15 protein-coding genes are annotated in these 17,434 nt (G+C 50.7%); 7 read left to right on the forward strand and 8 right to left on the reverse strand.

The genetic code is table 11. The features are described 5' to 3' along the window. Positions 1-51: 51 nt before the first annotated feature. Genes ACJJIF_RS07480 through ACJJIF_RS07500 form a run of 5 tightly spaced genes read right to left on the reverse strand, consistent with a single transcriptional unit; the run spans position 52 to position 6,670 of the window. A complete protein-coding gene (locus ACJJIF_RS07480; RefSeq protein ID WP_444931599.1) occupies positions 52-372 on the reverse strand; it encodes a hypothetical protein in 321 nt (106 codons plus the stop codon). Further along, positions 369-953 (reverse strand): tetratricopeptide repeat protein, encoded by a 585-nt coding sequence (locus ACJJIF_RS07485; protein ID WP_444931600.1) that lies wholly within the window; start codon positions 951-953, stop codon positions 369-371. The genes ACJJIF_RS07480 and ACJJIF_RS07485 overlap by 4 nt, the downstream gene beginning before the upstream one ends. Before the next feature lie 34 nt (positions 954-987). Next, positions 988-4,131 carry a tetratricopeptide repeat protein gene (locus tag ACJJIF_RS07490; RefSeq protein ID WP_444931601.1) on the reverse strand — a complete coding sequence of 1,048 codons (3,144 nt, stop codon included), beginning with the start codon at positions 4,129-4,131 and terminating at the stop codon, positions 988-990. Beyond that, complete coding sequence (locus ACJJIF_RS07495) at positions 4,128-6,158, reverse strand: tetratricopeptide repeat protein (protein ID WP_444931602.1); 2,031 nt, start codon at positions 6,156-6,158, stop codon at positions 4,128-4,130. The genes ACJJIF_RS07490 and ACJJIF_RS07495 overlap by 4 nt, the downstream gene beginning before the upstream one ends. Positions 6,159-6,160: 2 nt before the next feature. Then, positions 6,161-6,670: a hypothetical protein gene (locus ACJJIF_RS07500; RefSeq protein WP_444931603.1), complete on the reverse strand. Its 510-nt coding sequence runs from the start codon at positions 6,668-6,670 to the stop codon at positions 6,161-6,163. A 496-nt stretch (positions 6,671-7,166) separates the two neighbouring features. Here ACJJIF_RS07500 and ACJJIF_RS07505 point away from each other — a divergent pair, with 496 nt between their 5' ends. Then, positions 7,167-7,595, forward strand: coding sequence for a DUF4174 domain-containing protein (locus ACJJIF_RS07505; RefSeq protein ID WP_444931604.1), 429 nt, complete (start codon positions 7,167-7,169; stop codon positions 7,593-7,595). Between the two features lie 178 nt (positions 7,596-7,773). Continuing rightward, a complete protein-coding gene (locus tag ACJJIF_RS07510; RefSeq protein WP_444931605.1) occupies positions 7,774-8,421 on the forward strand; it encodes an NAD-dependent epimerase/dehydratase family protein in 648 nt (215 codons plus the stop codon). A 120-nt stretch (positions 8,422-8,541) separates the two neighbouring features. Here the strand turns inward: ACJJIF_RS07510 and ACJJIF_RS07515 are convergent, their stop codons facing one another. The 3 genes from ACJJIF_RS07515 to ACJJIF_RS07525 are packed head-to-tail and all read right to left on the reverse strand — an operon-like array spanning position 8,542 to position 11,007. Beyond that, complete coding sequence (locus ACJJIF_RS07515) at positions 8,542-9,147, reverse strand: CPBP family intramembrane glutamic endopeptidase (protein WP_444931606.1); 606 nt, start codon at positions 9,145-9,147, stop codon at positions 8,542-8,544. A 19-nt stretch (positions 9,148-9,166) separates the two neighbouring features. Then, entirely contained in the window at positions 9,167-9,694 is a 528-nt protein-coding gene (locus ACJJIF_RS07520) for a GDYXXLXY domain-containing protein (RefSeq protein WP_444931607.1), read from the reverse strand. Next, the gene (locus tag ACJJIF_RS07525; protein ID WP_444931608.1) at positions 9,691-11,007 is read right to left on the reverse strand and encodes a DUF2157 domain-containing protein; all 1,317 of its coding nucleotides are present in this window, start codon (positions 11,005-11,007) and stop codon (positions 9,691-9,693) included. Before ACJJIF_RS07525 ends, ACJJIF_RS07520 begins: the two co-directional genes overlap by 4 nt. Positions 11,008-11,243: 236 nt before the next feature. Between ACJJIF_RS07525 and ahpC (ACJJIF_RS07530) the strand changes: the two genes are divergently transcribed. The 5 genes from ahpC (ACJJIF_RS07530) to ACJJIF_RS07550 all read left to right on the forward strand — a co-directional run bounded on the left by ahpC (ACJJIF_RS07530) (position 11,244) and on the right by ACJJIF_RS07550 (position 17,226). Next, positions 11,244-11,810, forward strand: coding sequence for an alkyl hydroperoxide reductase subunit C (gene ahpC, locus ACJJIF_RS07530; protein WP_444931609.1), 567 nt, complete (start codon positions 11,244-11,246; stop codon positions 11,808-11,810). 331 nt (positions 11,811-12,141) lie between these two features. Beyond that, entirely contained in the window at positions 12,142-12,708 is a 567-nt protein-coding gene (gene ahpC / locus ACJJIF_RS07535; protein ID WP_444931610.1) for an alkyl hydroperoxide reductase subunit C, read from the forward strand. A 78-nt stretch (positions 12,709-12,786) separates the two neighbouring features. Beyond that, positions 12,787-14,337, forward strand: a complete 1,551-nt coding sequence (ahpF, locus tag ACJJIF_RS07540) for an alkyl hydroperoxide reductase subunit F (RefSeq protein ID WP_444931611.1) — start codon at positions 12,787-12,789, stop codon at positions 14,335-14,337. 299 nt (positions 14,338-14,636) lie between these two features. Beyond that, on the forward strand, positions 14,637-15,614 hold the full coding sequence (locus tag ACJJIF_RS07545; RefSeq protein ID WP_444931612.1) for a right-handed parallel beta-helix repeat-containing protein: 978 nt from the start codon (positions 14,637-14,639) through the stop codon (positions 15,612-15,614). 673 nt (positions 15,615-16,287) lie between these two features. Continuing rightward, positions 16,288-17,226: a right-handed parallel beta-helix repeat-containing protein gene (locus ACJJIF_RS07550; RefSeq protein ID WP_444931613.1), complete on the forward strand. Its 939-nt coding sequence runs from the start codon at positions 16,288-16,290 to the stop codon at positions 17,224-17,226. The last annotated feature ends 208 nt before the right edge of the window (positions 17,227-17,434 follow it).

Consider the following 17,434-nt stretch of genomic DNA (forward strand, 5'->3'; position numbering starts at 1 on the left):
ATACTGCTAAAACTTGGCGCAGCTCCGGCGAACACCGGAGCCAAAATGGCGTTAATCGCCGGACAGGCTGAGCTGGTAGAACTCCAGCTCTCGCATGAAAACTTCCTTGTCGAGCGGTTTGAGTTTGTCATCCATCAAACTGGAGACAAGATCGCTTTCGACACCCACTTCGGAACTTTTCCAGGGGACAATATACAGGGATTTGGGCGCTTCCTTATTACCGATAATAGAAATGCCCGATAACTCCTTAATCTTTGCATCCACTTTTTTAGTAGTGGAGTCCTTTTCTTCCTCGCCTTCGGACTGGGCCAAAGCGCAGGGAAAAGCCATAAAACTGACCACAAATAGTAGAGCCCAGCGCAACTTACTCACTTACCAGCCCTCCGCTTAAGATCAGCCAACCAGATAGTGACATCCCGGTCCTCTGGTTCCAATTGTACATATTGTTCGAATTGTGCCAGAGCGCACTGAAGATCTTGCAGATAGAGATCACACAATATGCCCAGGTTTTTTATCAGCGGTCGATATTCTGGGTTTTCTGCCAAGGCATTCACATATATTTTTCGCGCTTCGGCAAAGCGTCCCTGCTTGCGGTAGAGAACCGCCAGCTCATTCGTTGCGACCGGATGCTTTTCATCCAGTGCCAGCGCCTGTAAAAAAGCAGCTTCCGCTTTTACTTCATCGCCACTTTTGTAATGGGCAATACCGAGATTGATATAGGGGGCCGGCAGGCGCTGCTCGCGCTCTACCACTGACTGCAACAGCTCAATAGCTCTCGCATAATCCCGCTCGGCAAGGTATTCCAGCGAGCGCTCAAAGTCCCGACTCACACTGCCCGACACCCGTACCGACGAGTAATCCGAGATTTTCCCCGAGCGGGTTTGAGTGCTGGCACAAGCCGCTAACAGCACCGCAAACACCACTAGAAAAACAATACGCATTTGCTTTTGCATAACTTCCCACTCCAAAACTGACAAATGCCCGCTACTACTGACCGGAGACAGCCTCTCCCGCTGCGGGCAATTCCGGCGCCGGCGGCAGGGGTACAATACTCTGGAGATACTCACCGGCCTGCTCTGTTCGCGCATAGCGCGCGGGCATTAGACCGGCAAGCTTACCGATACTTTTCTCAATCCATGGGTTGTAGATACCCACACCGAGCAATTCGACATTCTTCTGGTGAACCGAAATCGCTTTTTCCTCGAACGGATAAATCTGATCCTCCAGTGCCAACTCATACTCCTCCAACTCCAGAGCATTCAGGTTAGTCGGGCGCTCGGAGTCCTTTAGGGCTACGCTAAAGTTGAGGTAGATTTCAGCTAGGTAAAAAGTTGCCGCCGCAGTAACATCGGCCACCTGATAATCAATCAGGTTGGTAAATGCGCGAGTCGCTGCCTTCATACGCTTGCGCTTGAGGTTGAGGCTTTTCTCGATAGGTGCAACCAGGTCCACCTGTGTGAAAGCTTCAAAGCTGGGTTCTGCCAACAATAAAGCGGCATTACCCGCGAGGTAGCGGGTGCGGTCACTGCGCTGTGAACCCCCTCGGGATTCCACTTTCACTAACGCGCGCAACTCACCCATATAGCGCTTTTGATCCCCGGATGCCTTGTAGATATCGGCAATTTTCTGCCGGGTTTCCAGCGCCGGCTCCATGGGCTCGGGGAAGTAATCCACATAGCGACGCAACACAGACAACGCTTTAGCGCTATCCTCTGCCGCTGTATACAGGTCGGCCGCCTGAGTTAGGGCTTCACGGCGGATTTCATCGTCTTCAGACTCCCGCTCAATCCGCTCAAACTCCGCCGCCGCCAGTAGCAGCTCACCGCTCTCCTGATAAACCACGGCCAACTTCTTGGTGACATCTTTTGCCAGTTGGTGCTCGGGGAAATAATTGCGGAAGTTATTTAATACGGTAGCCGCCTGGGTCCAATCTTTAAGCACAATCAGTGATGCGGCCGCATCGTACTCTGCCGTAGCCAAAATGGAGGCACCCGGTGCCGCACCGCGAATACGCAGGAAATGAGTGGCTGCCGTAGCATGATCCTCCTGCTTGCGCGCCATATCGCCCTGCTGGTAAATGGACGCGGCCAGGTTATCTACCAGGGCCACCCGATCTGCGGCATTCTGCGCTGTCAGTGCCAAAGTCTCGCCGTAGGCAATTTCTGCATCGGCAAAGGCTGCGGTATCAAAGGAGGCATGCGCTACCAGCATCCAGGCCGAGCGCCGGATCTCCTGCTCCGCAGCGGGGAATTGCTCCAGCAGTGAGCGGCCATTGGCGATCGTCGGGGTGTAGTCTTTTAGTCCGTAGAGATCCTCTACCGCGCCGAGCATGATTTGTGGAGCCTTGCCATGTTCGGGGAAGGTAGCCGCAAATGTCAGCGATGAACGGATAATCTCCCGCAAAAGCGGTGCCCGCTGCTCTTCCGCTGCCCCTTTTAAGTTATTGGCCAGATGTTCGCGGTAAGCATAAACCGCAGCGTAACCGGCCTCACTGGAATCCTTGTGCGCGGGATACTCATAAGCGGTGCGCTCATACTCCAGCGCCGCACCGTGGAAATCCCGATTTTCCAGCATCAAGCCGGCAAGCTGGTAATTGATTTCTGGCGCGCGCTCCGTTTCACGGAAGGAGTCCAGATAGCTGCGATACCAGTGAATCGCCTCGCGATAATTTTCTGCTTTTTTATCTTTCAGCTTCTTGTTCTGGTAGGCCGCATGATAGTGCCCGGCGAGGTCGATCAGGTTGGTCTGCAGGAAGGCAACCACCTCGCCGTATTCATTGATATCAAATACCGTCCAGTAGTCAGCATTCAGCGCATAGGTGGTGGCGAAATCCTTCTTCGCCTCAAGCACCAGCTTGGGAAATCCGCCTTTACTGTAAATCTCAATAACCCGGATAGAGAAGTCCGCAGAGACCCTGTGCAACTGGTTTCGATCAACAAAGGCAATATAGGATTTTGCCGCATCCTGATAGCGGCGCTTTTCCAAGTAGTACTCACCCAGGTGGCTGTAAACCCGGAATTCGTAATCTCTATTGCCCTTGCGGGAGAAGTAATCGACAACTGAATCCGGGCCCTCCAGGTAAGAAAAGCTCAAGCTCACTACGCGGAAAGTATCGTCAATATGCTTGCGTTCACCCTTATTGGTTTGCTGGTCAAAGTCATAGCCTTGGGAGACCTTGTAATCCAACATGGCGATATAGTCATCCAGGGCCATTTCATACATATCCTGCTTAAACAGCGCCCAACCGCGTTTATACAGGGCGAGTTCGTAGAAGCTGGATATCACCCCTATATCGATAACTTTGCCGTAGGCATCCTCCGCATCGAGAAACTTTTTGCGGGTAAAATAGTATTCACCCAGCCGGAACCAGGATTCATCAATATGTCGTGAGTCCGGGTAGTTAGCCACCAGCTGGCGCAGCACATCCACCGCCGCATCAATTTCGCCGGCCTCTTCATAAGCGCGGGACAACTGATACATCACCTGGTCGTTGCGGTGATACAGGGGATACTTTTGCAGTAATTTAATATAGAGATCAATGGCCTCGCGGGCATTGGCTGACATCATCGCCTCAGAATCGACACCCGGCGCTTCCAACGGGGTCTCATCGGCGGCAATTTCGATACTGCCACTGGCGCGGGTTTCAAATTCCTCATCGGACTCAGTGGCAAGCGAATCCTCCGCTCTTGCAACTACCGGCTCCGCCTTAACCACGGGCGCTACTGGTGCTGTTGCCTCGGGCGCATCCAGGGTATTTTCAGGCTTGGATTCCGACGCATCGACAGCAACCACCGCTCCGCTGCCCGCTGCTGTGCCGACAAGGTTATCGAGCTCTGCATCTTCAGCGCGGTGCGCCTGCTTGATTTTCAAATCCGCAATCCGCCGCATCGCCTCAGGGGTCAGCTTGGATTCAGGTGTTTTCTGTAGGTACTTCTGATAACTGGCCAGCGCTTTTTCCAGGCTGCCATCAATATGCTCTTCCTTGATTTCCACTTCGACATTCTGAAGACTGCCGATAGTCTTACCGCTGTTTCCCGCACAGCCTCCCAGCAGCAAAAGTGCCGAAAAAAGCCCAGTAATAGCGGCAAACGATTTACCCGTTTGAGGTTTGAACCCGGGCAACTTGCTCATGAGTCACCTCCCGCTGCGGATTCTTCTTCCTCCGCCGGCACTATCTCCGGTGGGTTATCTCCAGGGATAGTCTCTTCCAGCTGAGCCTTGTGTTGCTCCACTTTCAACTCATCTTCACGCTGCTCCTGAAGCTCATTAGCGCGGTCGTAGCTGTCGGCCAAGGCGAAGCGGGCTTTGATTTGGTAGCTTTCCAATTGGGCGCGGCGGCGCTCCAGCTCTGCAATTGCCAGGGTCTCAAGCATAGTGCCCTGGCGGGCCATCAGGGTTTTCAAGCGCCGCTGGGTCTGCTGGATACGGGCGCGCAAACGGGTAATACTCCGATCGTATCCGGTATAGCTGTGAGTCGCTGCCTGGCGGCTGCGCACAAAGGCATCGTAAACGGACTGAAGCCCTTCAATTGCTTCGTTCAACTCCGCCAGGTGTTTATAGGCCTCGGTCAGGCGCTGGTCGTACTCAAAAGAAAGGCGCAAGTCCAGCACCCCCTTGAGTCGCTGAACACGAGCCAAGGTATTAGCGGTAAAACCCTGGGGATGTTCAGCCATTTTGCGGCTAATCTCCACGAGCTGTAATCGCGCTTCCTGCTCTGCCGCCGTTGCCAGGTACTCTGGACGGCGGGAGATCAGCATCTGCTCTATTCGTTTGACAAACTGGTCCCGCTGCTCAACCCGCAACTTGATACGGGCATCGAGTTCGCGAAATTGGCGGTCCAATTCCGGCAATAGGGGTTCGTAGTAATCCCGGCGGATACGGATAATATTTTCGTAGGCTGTCAGGTTCTTTAGCCACTCTTCATTGCGCTCATATAAGTCGTTGAGGTCGCGATAGTTACGCAAAAATTCCTGATAGTCATTGGAGGCCATCAGGTCGAGTAGATAGTGGGTTTCAGGTGCTTCCGGCAGGTTGCGCAGTGCAACCACCCAGTTGTGTACCTGGGTGGCCTCTTTACGGCGCAGTGCCTCAAGGAATTTACCTTTGCGGATACTGTGAATGGACTGGGTCAGGGTATCAATTTCATGCCCAAAGACATCCATGGCACGGCCGTAGTTAATGGCTGCGGTACTGTGAATATCCAATTTGCCGTAGGCATAGGGCACCGCCAACATCACTTCTTGCACAGATTCATTGGTATGCTTGCGGTCTTGCAGTAGCTTCCAGGGCACCAGTGCCCGGTCATAGCGACCCGCACGGGCCTCTACCCAACCAGCGCCCAGCAGCGCTCTGTTTGAAAAGGGGCCATCGAGATTGACGCGATCAAAAAAGGGGCGCGCCCTATCCAACTCGCCCAGCTCCATCAAATGAGAGCCCAGCAAAAGATTGGTTTTATCGTACAGAGCCTGTAAGGCGGCCTCTGAACTTCGCTTTCTTCCCAGCGCGGTCAACTCGAGAACACCGCGCTCCTCTTCCCCCGCCTTCAGTTGGGCGATTCCCAAGTTGAAAGCGACAAAGCCCTCAAGGGACTCTTCACCCTTAAGATCCTGCAACAGTTCCACCGCTTCCTCAAAACGGCCGAGTTGCATATAAACGCGCGCACGCAAAAACTGCTCATCGGCACGCACTCGCTCTGGAACCCGGCCCTCGATCATTTCCAGGGCGTGCAAAGCGTTGCGCGGCTGCTGTTTGTGATAGTGGATTTTTGCCAGTCGATAAGCGGCTTCGTTGCGCACCGGCTGGGAGACATTGCCCTTCAGCACCGCCTCGAGAGCCCGCCCGGCCTCCCGGTGCATACGATAGGACAGCTCCAGATCGCCCACGGAAAACTCAGCTTGCCCCAAGTGCGCACTGAAAGGATCGAGCTCAGGTTGGTCTAAGCGGTGGTATTGGGCAAGTTCTGTATCCAGGGCCACGATTGCATCGAAATAACTTTCCTGGTGAGCATGGAACATGGCCGCACCAAAAAAGAGATCCTCAAGTTCCGCCGGCTCTTCAGTCGCGGCTTTAACGGGCAGTGCCGCCAGAGAGCAAAAGGATAGAGCACCGAGCATTACCCTGAGTTGACAGGGCAGCCCTTTTACCAGGAAGCTGAGCATGATTACCAGTCCTTGAAGTTAATCGTGGACTCGGTGCCCAGAACCTTAATCTCGACAAATTTGGGGCCTACGGCTTTCTCTACGGTGTAGGAAGCGCTCGCCCGATACTCTTTTCTGGATGGGGTTTTGCCAATAAAGCTAACCTCTAGAGGATGTCCGCCTACCTGCACATTGCCCGTGTATATTTTTTGTACGCCGCCTTTTTGCAGAGATTCGATTTCCCGGTAGGTATAGAGGTGGTGGGCAACAATTTTGCCATTCAATGTGACTTCGACGGATTCCAGTTCGAAGGGCTTTTTATCGGCGACTGAGACAAACAGTGCTACCTGGGTATTTGAGGGAAATAGCAGCTTCTCCTCCAACTGTGCCAATTCAGCGGTAAGATCGATTACATCTTTCTTAACATCCTGGATCTGCTCATCCAGACCGCGAATATCCTCTCTGTTAACACTCTGAGCATGCCCGGCACTGGCCAACAGAAAGAAAAGTGCTATCTGAAGAATTCTGAACATGCGACCTACCTCCAACCCAAAACTATCCATCCCTGCCAGATGACCTGAAGCAGGATCACAATAAACCCAGGCACACCGAGGCCTTGAGCTGCGGCATTGTATTGAATAGCGGCCTGGGCAGATGTGAGGAACGTCAAATCTCACAAAAACTCAAAGAATGGATAAATTTTGAAAAGCGCCTGAAAGACCCAAAAATGAGAACTGCATCTCAATATAAGCGAGGCGCGCATCAACTTTCAGTATTGGCGAGGTCACCCACTAGTTGCCCCCTAATTTCCCTAGCCTAGACACCCCCAAAGTAGACCAGCGCCCCACAACCTGGCGCTCTGGGGGTTAACGAGTGGTGGAGACCCTTTGTTTTGAACCTCAATACACCCCCTGCCAGCTTGAAATTGCCCCCTGAGCACTTATGCTTAAAGAGTCGCCTATTCACCAAGGTGCGCCCTCACAATACAACCTGAACGCTTCTAATCAGACTTGTAGTAGAGAAAGCTTAATGCACAAATTAACTGCATTTTTCCTGCTTCTATATACGGCTATCTCCTGCGCCCAGGGGCCCAGTGTGAGCGACTTAAAAGATTTTCAATGGAAAAACCGAATTCTGTTACTCAATATTCCCGGCAATCCAGATAACACGGTTAATGAGCTGCTCAAGCTGGCTCCACAATTTGCCGAGAGAGATCTATTGTGGTTCTTATTTTCCGATGAGGCTCTCGAAACTAACTATGGAGGAGAAGTCAGCGATAACTTTCCCGCAGATATCAAAAATAGTTATTTTCCCGGAGAGGGGACAAAAATTGTCCTAATTGGTAAAGATGGAGAGGTTAAGTACACGGCAAAAACACTCTCAGCCAAGACGCTTTTCCAGCGTATCGACAGTATGCCAATGCGGCGCCATGAGATGCGGCAAGGCAGCGGGCCTTAACGCGAGATAGCCCCCTATCAATCAGCACACCCTCTGCGATCTGCGACAAGTCTCTCTAAACTCCCACACAGAGTGAAAACCGAAACCAACAGCCCCCAGTTTGACAAGCGCCAATACAGTTGCGTTAAAGTGCCGTTACAGGTCTTATTTAACGTGTTGCCACTGGAATCCATATCCAATGACCCAAAGAGCCATCATCCTCGGAGCGACAGGGCTTATCGGAGGGCATCTCACCGAGCAACTCGCCGGCGACGAAACCTTTGCTGAAATACTCACCCTGACCCGCCGGCCACAGACTGTGGTCAGTAGCAAAGTGTACAATCATATTGTCGACTTTGAGCGACTGGAGGAAGCCGCCCCGCTTTTCCAAGCCCATACTTTATTTTCCTGTCTGGGCACCACACGCAGGCAAGCGGGCAGCCTGGCGGCCCAGTACCGAGTGGATGTTGAATATCAATATAAAGCGGCTCAACTAGCCGCAGAGGCGGGGGTCAGCCACTATCTACTGGTTTCATCCAGTGGTGCCAACCCCAACAGTGCCAGTGCTTACTTGCGGATGAAGGGTGAACTGGAGGAGAAAGTCACAAAACTGCCGTTTAAGCGTATCAGCATACTGCAACCCTCCCTGCTCCTGGGGAATCGCAACCATTCGCGGCCGGGAGAACAGCTCGGCGCTATCCTTCTTCCTTTAATATGCAAACTGCCTGGCCTTAGACGTTACCGGCCGATTGAAGGGCGCGCAGTAGCCGGCAAGATGGTCCGCCTGAGTCGACAGGAACAAACGGGGATTGAGATACTGCGCCTGGACCAGCTATTTAACCCTTGAAAGCCAAAAGCCAATTTATCACTGCCGAATTTCAACTATTCCTCTTTTGTGAATAGAGCTAACCAGCGTGGGGATTGGCGTTTGTCACAGCAGCATGCGCCAGCGGCTCTCCCTCTAGCCTCAGTTTGTACTTCGGCTATGCAAACCGAGCAGGTGGGGAAAACGCACCATGGCAAAAATTGCCAGCAAGTCATATATCGCATGCCAGATGATCACACCGACCAGCCCCCCGGACATCTGATAAAAGATACCCAGCACAAGCCCGATCATAAAGGTGAGACAGAAATACACCCAGGAGGCACAGTGCAGCAACGCAAATATCAGCGAGGCTCCCAATAGGCCGAGGAATGGTGTACTGAGCTGCGAAAACCAAGACTGTAAAAAACCGCGAAATAGCAGCTCCTCACAGACGCCGGCCGCCAGAGCAACCCATACCATTTGCGACGAGGACAACCTGGAAAACAACCGTGTCAGCTGGGCACAGTGATGTCGCAGTATTTTGCCGAATAGCGACTCGGAGCGCGCCAATATCAGCACAACCGCAAATGTGACAATAGCCCCCAACAATCCCAGCAGTAACTGTAGCCATATTCTATCGCCGAGAAAGGAGACCTCCATGGATACAAGGTAAAAGCCCAGTATCGCCAGCAGTAGACAGCCCAGCTGAATATCCATCAAAAAAAAGAAAACCGGCAGACCTCGCCTGGCCGGACTGGCAACTTCCATTTGTGGCTTCTCCCTTCGTTTATTGATCTTCCGAACCTCTGACGGTTTTCAATCTCGCCCGCCCATCCGCAGAGACCATCAAATCAGCCACTCCGCCATCTCGCAATTGCGCTTCCAGATCCAGTGCTTTTTCCTTCGGGGCAAAATAGGCTTCGATACCATAGCGAACCCGGTAACGCCACGACGAGTTCTCAAGCTTTATATCCGTTATCCGCCCCCGGATAAAAACACCGCTATCTGGCGGCTCAAGCCCGGCAGAGTCCAGCTCATACAAGCCAAACTCCCCTTTCTTTAGGCTTACATAGACCACGACCCCATAGCTCAGGCGATCGCCCTCTGAAAATAGGGTTTGATCCAGGGTGGAGAAGGGGTAACTCAATTGAGCGTAGTTACCTCGAAACAGAGAGCGCGGATCGACAGGGATTGTTTTCACTGCAACAGGCTGCCCGGTCCAAAGTGGCACCTGAGCTTGAACATACATGCCCACCAGAATAAAAAACTGCACTGCAATAGCGGCAACCAGGCCAATCACAATCCCGCGCTTCATGGCACACTCCCCTCAGTCTGGTGATACTTCCAATACTTGGCCGCCGCCAGCAAAAGCGCTGCGAATAAAATAAACAGGAGGGCAGCCCCGATATAATCGCCAATCAAATCGATGTAGCGCAGCAGGGCCGTCAGTAGGATCGCCATAATCCCAAGAAAGAAGTAGTGCGAGATCCCATCGTGAATCCCCCTAAAGACCAGCCAAGTCCCAGTGGCAATCAAGGCAAAGTTGGTGAAAATTTGTAGCCAAACCGCATAGTCTGTGGTGGCGCTGGTCGTTATCAAAGCCAGCACCGCCACAAACACACCACCAATTCCCAGGCCAAATACCGGCCTCCGCGCGAGAAATGCCAGCGCTACAGATACAACAAGCAGAGCCCCAACCACTACCCACATAGATGACAGGTGACTCCAGGAGGCTTTTATCATCCCCTCCCAGGGAGATTCAAAGCTGAATATCAGCAGGCCCACTAAAGTAAATCGCAGGCACCAGATTGAAATTACTGCGGCGTAGTCCTTTGCGGTCACCGATGGGCGAGTTACCAGCCAGTGGGCAAAGTTGTACAGCAGGATAAAGAACGAGACGGCAACAATCAGATTTTCTGGAGAAACATCCGCACTCAGCTCTTCACCCTGTAAACGCCAAAACTCTGACAAAGAGAATTCCAGCCAAAGACCCAAGCTAAATATAACGGTTAACAGGAGAACCACACTCGCCCGACCGCTCAGCAAGGTATACAGAGCCCCCAGTAAGAAGATCGGGAACAACGCAGGGTAGAAGCCCAAACTCAGCTCCGAAAAGAACCACAACAAAGCCAGCAGCAGAGACTGCTCTGCGAGCCAGGGGCTGCGGGTAAGCAAAGCGAATGGCAAGCTGCCCAGTGCCCACCAGAGAATACCATCCGGCATATGTTCACCCAGGTGGTATATCTGCGCGATCAAGATAATCGCCGCACCAAAAAACAGGTTACCCAGCAGGAACAAGCCCTCCCCGGCCCTCTTATCTCCCGACAGGAAGACCTTAAGCGCCAGCCCCTGGGTAATCAGGGTCAGAGCAATCACCCCTCCCATTCGCACAGCCCTGGGAATTTCCTCCCAGTTGGCTCCAATCAGGGTAATCAGCGCCAAGCCAATAAATAGGTAGGCCAGTCCAACCAAGATACTGTATCCCAGGGTCCTCTGCTGCGCCTTATGGTAATCCACTGCATAGCGCGCACAGACCTGCTCGGCCTGAGCTTCACTGATCACACCGTCTTTCACCCAATCTCCGGCTTCTCGGGCCAGGTCATGCTTCAGTAACCGTATCAATCGCATAGATGCGCCTTGTAGATCGCCCACACCCAGTGGGCCAGCATTAAATGTGGGCCCGAGTATCACCGATGTATGCAGTGACCTCAAATTGGTACGAAGTGAAGAATTAACTATCACCAAGATCGCTAAATAGCAGAAAACTATCTCAGACATTTAAATTGTTAATTTCTATTAGAGGTTTCCAGTCAATAGCATAGGAGTTATCAAGTTAAGCACTCGCACCTCATAAGGAGCCCACCATGTCCCGCTATATCGAATCCGAACTCAAACCCTTCAACGCCAAGGCCTATCAAAATGGCGAGTTTCACGACATCAGTGACGCCGATGTCAAAGGTCAATGGGCGGTATTCTTCTTTTATCCCGCCGACTTCACCTTTGTGTGCCCGACCGAACTGGGCGATCTGGCGGACAACTACGAAGAATTTAAGAAGCTGGGCGTAGAGATTTATTCTGTCTCCACCGACACCCACTTCACCCACAAGGCCTGGCATGACTCCTCCGACACCATCGGCAAGATTCAGTATCCGATGATCGGCGATCCCACCGGCACTATTACCCGCAACTTCGGAGTAATGATTGAGGAAGAAGGTATTGCCGACCGTGGCACTTTCGTCATCGATCCCCAGGGCCGTATTCAGATTGTAGAAATCACTGCCGGCGGTATCGGCCGCGATGCCAGCGAACTGCTGCGCAAGATCAAGGCTGCCCAGTATATCGCTGCGCACCCCGGCGAAGTTTGCCCTGCTAAATGGAAGGAAGGTGAGGAAACCCTGGCTCCCTCACTCGACCTGATCGGCAAAATTTAAGACTTCCCAAGCCCTCACAGGATTGGAACTGACCTTGCCCGCCTTTTTGGCGGGCATTGTCATTTCTGTTGCCTAAAAACGTCTCAATCCCTCAACTTCCCCCTTCTGCCGCGCGAATCAAGCAGGTTTTCGAGCTTACAACTCAACCCGGCCACTGACACCGGCCTTCCTGTGCATTTACAAAACCAAAACTATTGAGAGGCAAACATTGATAGAAAATTTATATTAAAGATATAAATATTGATAATTTTTATTAAAGAATTCATATCGATAGTATAGATCTCGTTCCCAAACAACGACTGACAAGACAGCGATGAGTAAGGAGTTACCCATGTCACGCTACATAGAATCCCAGCTGAAACCCTTTAACGCCAAGGCATACCAAAACGGCGATTTCTCCGATATCAGCGACGCCGATGTTAAAGGCAAGTGGGCCGTGTTTTTCTTCTACCCCGCCGACTTCACCTTTGTGTGCCCCACTGAACTGGGTGACCTGGCGGATAACTATGAAGAATTTAAGAAACTGGGCGTTGAGATCTACTCCGTATCCACCGACACCCACTTCACCCACAAGGCCTGGCACGACTCCTCCGACACCATCGGCAAGATCCAATACCCGATGATCGGCGACCCCACCGGCACTATCACCCGCAACTTCGGTGTGATGATTGAGGAAGAAGGCATCGCCGATCGCGGCACCTTTGTGATCGATCCAGAAGGCCGTATTCAGATCGTTGAGATCACCGCCGGCGGTATCGGCCGCGATGCCAGCGAGCTGTTGCGCAAAATCAAGGCTGCCCAATACATTGCCGCTCATCCCGGTGAAGTTTGCCCGGCCAAATGGAAGGAAGGCGAAGAGACCCTGGCCCCCTCCCTCGACCTCGTAGGAAAGATTTAACCCAAATACCTCTGACCCGGCCCACTAAGTAGGTGGGCCGCACCACCCCCCTGAGACTGTTAGAGAGAGGACACACCGATGTTGGACGCAAACCTGAAAAAACAACTGGACACTTACTTGCAGAATATCGTCAAGCCGATCGAGATTCGTGTGTCCACCGATAGCCGTGAAAAATCCAAAGAATTGGAAACCCTGGTCGATGAAATCGCCGGGCTCTCCAATAAAATTACGGTACAACAGAGCCAAGCTAAGCGCACACCGAGTATGGCTATAGCTCCAGCGGGAGAGACTCCTAGAGTCAGTTTTGCCGGCATTCCCCTGGGCCACGAATTTACATCACTGGTATTGGCACTACTGCAAGCCGGTGGCCACCCATCCAAGGCAGACCCAGAGCTACTGGAGCAAGTGCGCAACTTAAAAGGCGAATTTCACTTTGAAACTTATATCTCCCTCTCCTGCCAAAACTGCCCGGATGTGGTTCAGGCACTAAACCTGATGGCCAACCTCAACCCGAATATTTCCCACGAAATGATTGATGGCGGGTTGTTCCAAGAGGAAGTTGAGCAGCGCAATGTGATGGCTGTACCTGCGGTCTACCTCAACGGTGAGCACTTCGGCCAAGGCAGAATGACCCTGGAAGAAATTGTCGGCAAACTGGATAGCGGCGCCGCCGAACGCAAAGCCGAGGAACTGAATGAAAAAGCACCCTACGACCTCCTGGTCGTAGGTGGCGGACCCGCTGGCGCCGCCGCCGCTATTTACGCGGCCCGCAAAGGTATTCGCACCGGACTTGTGGCAGAGCGCTTCGGTGGCCAGGTAATGGATACCGTAGGTATTGAGAACTTCATCTCACTGCCCTATACCGAAGGCCCGAAACTGGCCGCCAGCCTGGAACAACATGTTAAAGAGTACGGCGTAGAGATTATTACCGAGCAGCGCGCAGCCAACCTGCAACGCAATGAAATGATCGATATCCAGTTACAGAGTGGCGCCACGCTATCCAGCCGCTCAGTCATCTTGGCGACAGGCGCTCGCTGGAGAGAACTGGGCGTGCCGGGGGAGGCGGAGTACCGCACTAAGGGCGTAGCCTACTGCCCCCATTGCGACGGCCCTTTCTTCAAGGGTAAGCGTGTCGCGGTAATCGGTGGCGGCAACTCGGGTATTGAAGCCGCTATCGACTTAGCCGGAATCGTTGAGCATGTCACTGTATTGGAGTTCGCCGATACACTGCGCGCAGATGAAGTACTGGTGCGCAAAGCGCAACTGATGGACAACATCGATATTATCGTCAATGCCCAAACTACCGAGGTCCTTGGCGATGGCAGCAAGGTCAACGGCCTGGCCTATACCGATAGAGCAAGCGGTGAAAGCAAACAACTCGACCTTGCCGGCGTTTTCGTACAAATTGGCCTGGTACCCAATACGGAGTTCCTCAAGGAAACCGAGGTAGAGATGAATCGCATGGGGGAAATTGTTATCGACGAGCGCGGTGCTACTTCCATCCCAGGCGTTTACGCTGCCGGTGACGCGACAACAGCCCCCTACAAACAGATAGTAATCTCGATGGGCGCGGGTGCTACAGCGGCGCTGGGTGCGTTCGACTACTTGATTCGATCTTCCGTTGAATAGTATTAAAATTTAAAAAAGGCCAGTCTTTGACTGGCCTTTTTTATGCGTTTAAATAATCGGCAGCACAGATGGAGCAGGCATTCAGAAAACGCCTATTCCAAAATAAGCATCATGGGTTATTTAAAAACCTATATTTACAATAGACACTAAATCCACAGTGCTAATTTGCATATATTATCAACAAAATAAAAAACAAATTAATTGAAACCTATAAAATACCAATTGGCATCACCTACCAATCATCAAGCGGTAAGAAAAATTTTAGCGCACACAACCTATCTATCATCTTGGGAGCCCCCATGAAGAAGCCAAGCCTACCACTTCTTTTAACCCTGCTACCGACCTTGGGATTACCTCTGGCCTCAAATAGTTTTGCTGTGAGCTGTGGCGACACGATCACTACCCAGGAATCCCTCACAGAAGACCTCTCCTGTGGCACCAACCCCGCTCTCACGATTAACGGCCCCAGTGGCGGACTGAACTTAAATGGATTTACAGTAACCTGCCTAGATTCATCATATGAGGGAATCTATCTAACGGGCCTCGCTGCCAGCTTGTTTAACGGTGTCATAGACAATTGCAATGACTCAATAGCACTAATGGAAGATGGCATTCATTTTGTCAGCGATATAGAGATCTACAATCTTGTCGATGTGGGCGTGCGGATTGAAAGCAATAGTAATTTTGTTGCCGGCGTAATAATACCCTTTTATGGTACACAATTTTCAATAGGCATAGACATAGAAAACCCTGCAAGCTTCAACCAGATTACTGGCAATTTTTTAGAATCACCGGGGTTTTCGGGAATATACATAGAGGGTAGCAGCAATACGGTGACAAGAAATGAAATTATAGAATTCGATGAATTCGGTATAACTCTTGACGCCGACGGCGGGAGCAACTTAGTCCTATTCAACAGCATAGTCGGCGATAGTGTACCGAGAATATCTAACACGCTAAACGGCTATGATGGCGTGGGAATATCTGTAAACTCAGATTCAAACCTTATATCCCAAAATGCCATATCGAACAACGTCACCGGGATCAAAATCAACAACAGTGACCGCAACACAGTAAGTGGTAATGAAGCTGTCGACAACACTGACTACGGCATAGTAATTGAGGGGGCAGGTGCCGAGTCTAATAATATTCTATCTAACACAGCCAATAATAATGGTATATTTGACCTCTATTCTCCCGATGACCCAAGCTGCACATCTTCAAATAATTGGGCCGGCAACAGCTTCACCTCCAATGATCCCAGCTGCCTAGACTAAAAAACAATACAATTAAACATATACAATTAAACATATACAATTTAATATACAAGCGATAGCTGAGCCGTATGTCGCTTACTGCCAGACAGATAAACATATCATTTAAAGACGCAACAACAGATTTAACATCAAAGGCAACCCTTAAAGCTAAGCTCATAATTCAAATTAAACATCACCAACAGCAATCAAAACAACCAAATATTGTGTGAAAAAAGCCGACAACCCCTTACATACTTCGCCAAGACAAAAAAACAATCTAACCAAAGCACCCATAACAGCCATCGAAACAGCAAAACATATAAAAACCAACAGCAGTGCTCTTCACCGAAGCCCTAATTAGACAGCCTTAGCACGAACAACTTTACCGTTATATACCCGGCTTTATCAAACACTAACGATATGAATAGATTACAGAACTGCTAAAACCTCCTTCGCAGACTTTGTTCACAAAAAATGTTTAGCGAACCTATTATACAGCCCAATAAAATCCATTATAGCGCCCTCCTGATCATCAACCGAAGTAAATACACCTCTATACAATTGCTTTTTTGTAAGCAAACCCAAAAACCTTTCCTCTAAACTTATCCAAACAGCAACTTGTACTACTATCAAATAATTTGAGCACATAGATTACTTTCTGTTAACGCAACAATCGCTTACCTAGGTACGAACGATGAAAAAAGTTACGCTGACAATCGCCTATGCCCTGCTACCCGCAATTGGATTATCAACATCACTTCTCAGCCACGCCGTGAGCTGTGGAGACAATATTACGACTCAGGAAATCCTTACTGGAGACTTATCGTGCGCCACAAATCCGGCACTGACGATTACAGGCCCAGCCGGCAGCCTGGACATGGCCGGCTTTACCGTCATCTGTACAAATCCAGCCAATGACGGTATTAGCCTGGAAGGGCTTGGCGCAAGACTTTCCAATGGAGAGGTTGAAATCTGTAACGACAGCGTAATACTCTCAGGAGACGGGTCCCACTCTGTGGTAGATATTGGGATCATAGATCTCTTCGGTACGGGTGTCGTTATTGACAGTGATAATAATTTTGTCAGCGAAATCGCTTTTGCTTCCGACGGAGCAACCTCCACCCATGGAATACACGTTACCGCATCCGCAAGCTATAACACCATTACTGACAACTTTATTGATAGCTCTGGTGACGATGGCATATTGTTAGAGGGCACATCTAACAATGTTACTAACAACATTGTTGATAGTACATCTGACGTTGGAATAAATGTTGCCTCTGGCGCCAACTCCAATATCATTATATTGAATTTGATTCAGAATGGTGGAGACACGGGAATTAAAGTAAATTCAGACGCCAATCTTATTTCTCAAAATCAGGTAAATAACAATATAACGGGCATTACAATTGAAGATGCGAGCGACAATCTAGTCAACCTCAATGAGGTTGGCGACAATACCGACTACGGAATCTCTATTGAAGGAGCAAGCTCTGAAGGCAACGACATTCTCTCCAACTCGTCTTCGAACAGTGGATTATTAGATCTTTATTCACCAGACGACCCAAGCTGTACAGAAAATGACTGGATCGGAAACATCTACACCACTCGCGACCCCTCATGCCTAAACTAACAGCAAAATTGATCTAGAAAGACTCCAACTTAAAGGCGACAATGAAAGACCCAATGGTAAAAATACTGTTTGTATTTTTACCATTACCACTCTATCAAGTATTAGTCACAAAGTTGTCGCCGATATCACAGGCCTTTCTTGATGCAAGGCATTCCTTTACAGAAAACATACTCAATCCGGGAAAATTATAAATGCCGAAATCACTGGA

The organism is Microbulbifer regidiadema (SeqCode), assembly GCF_052467605.1.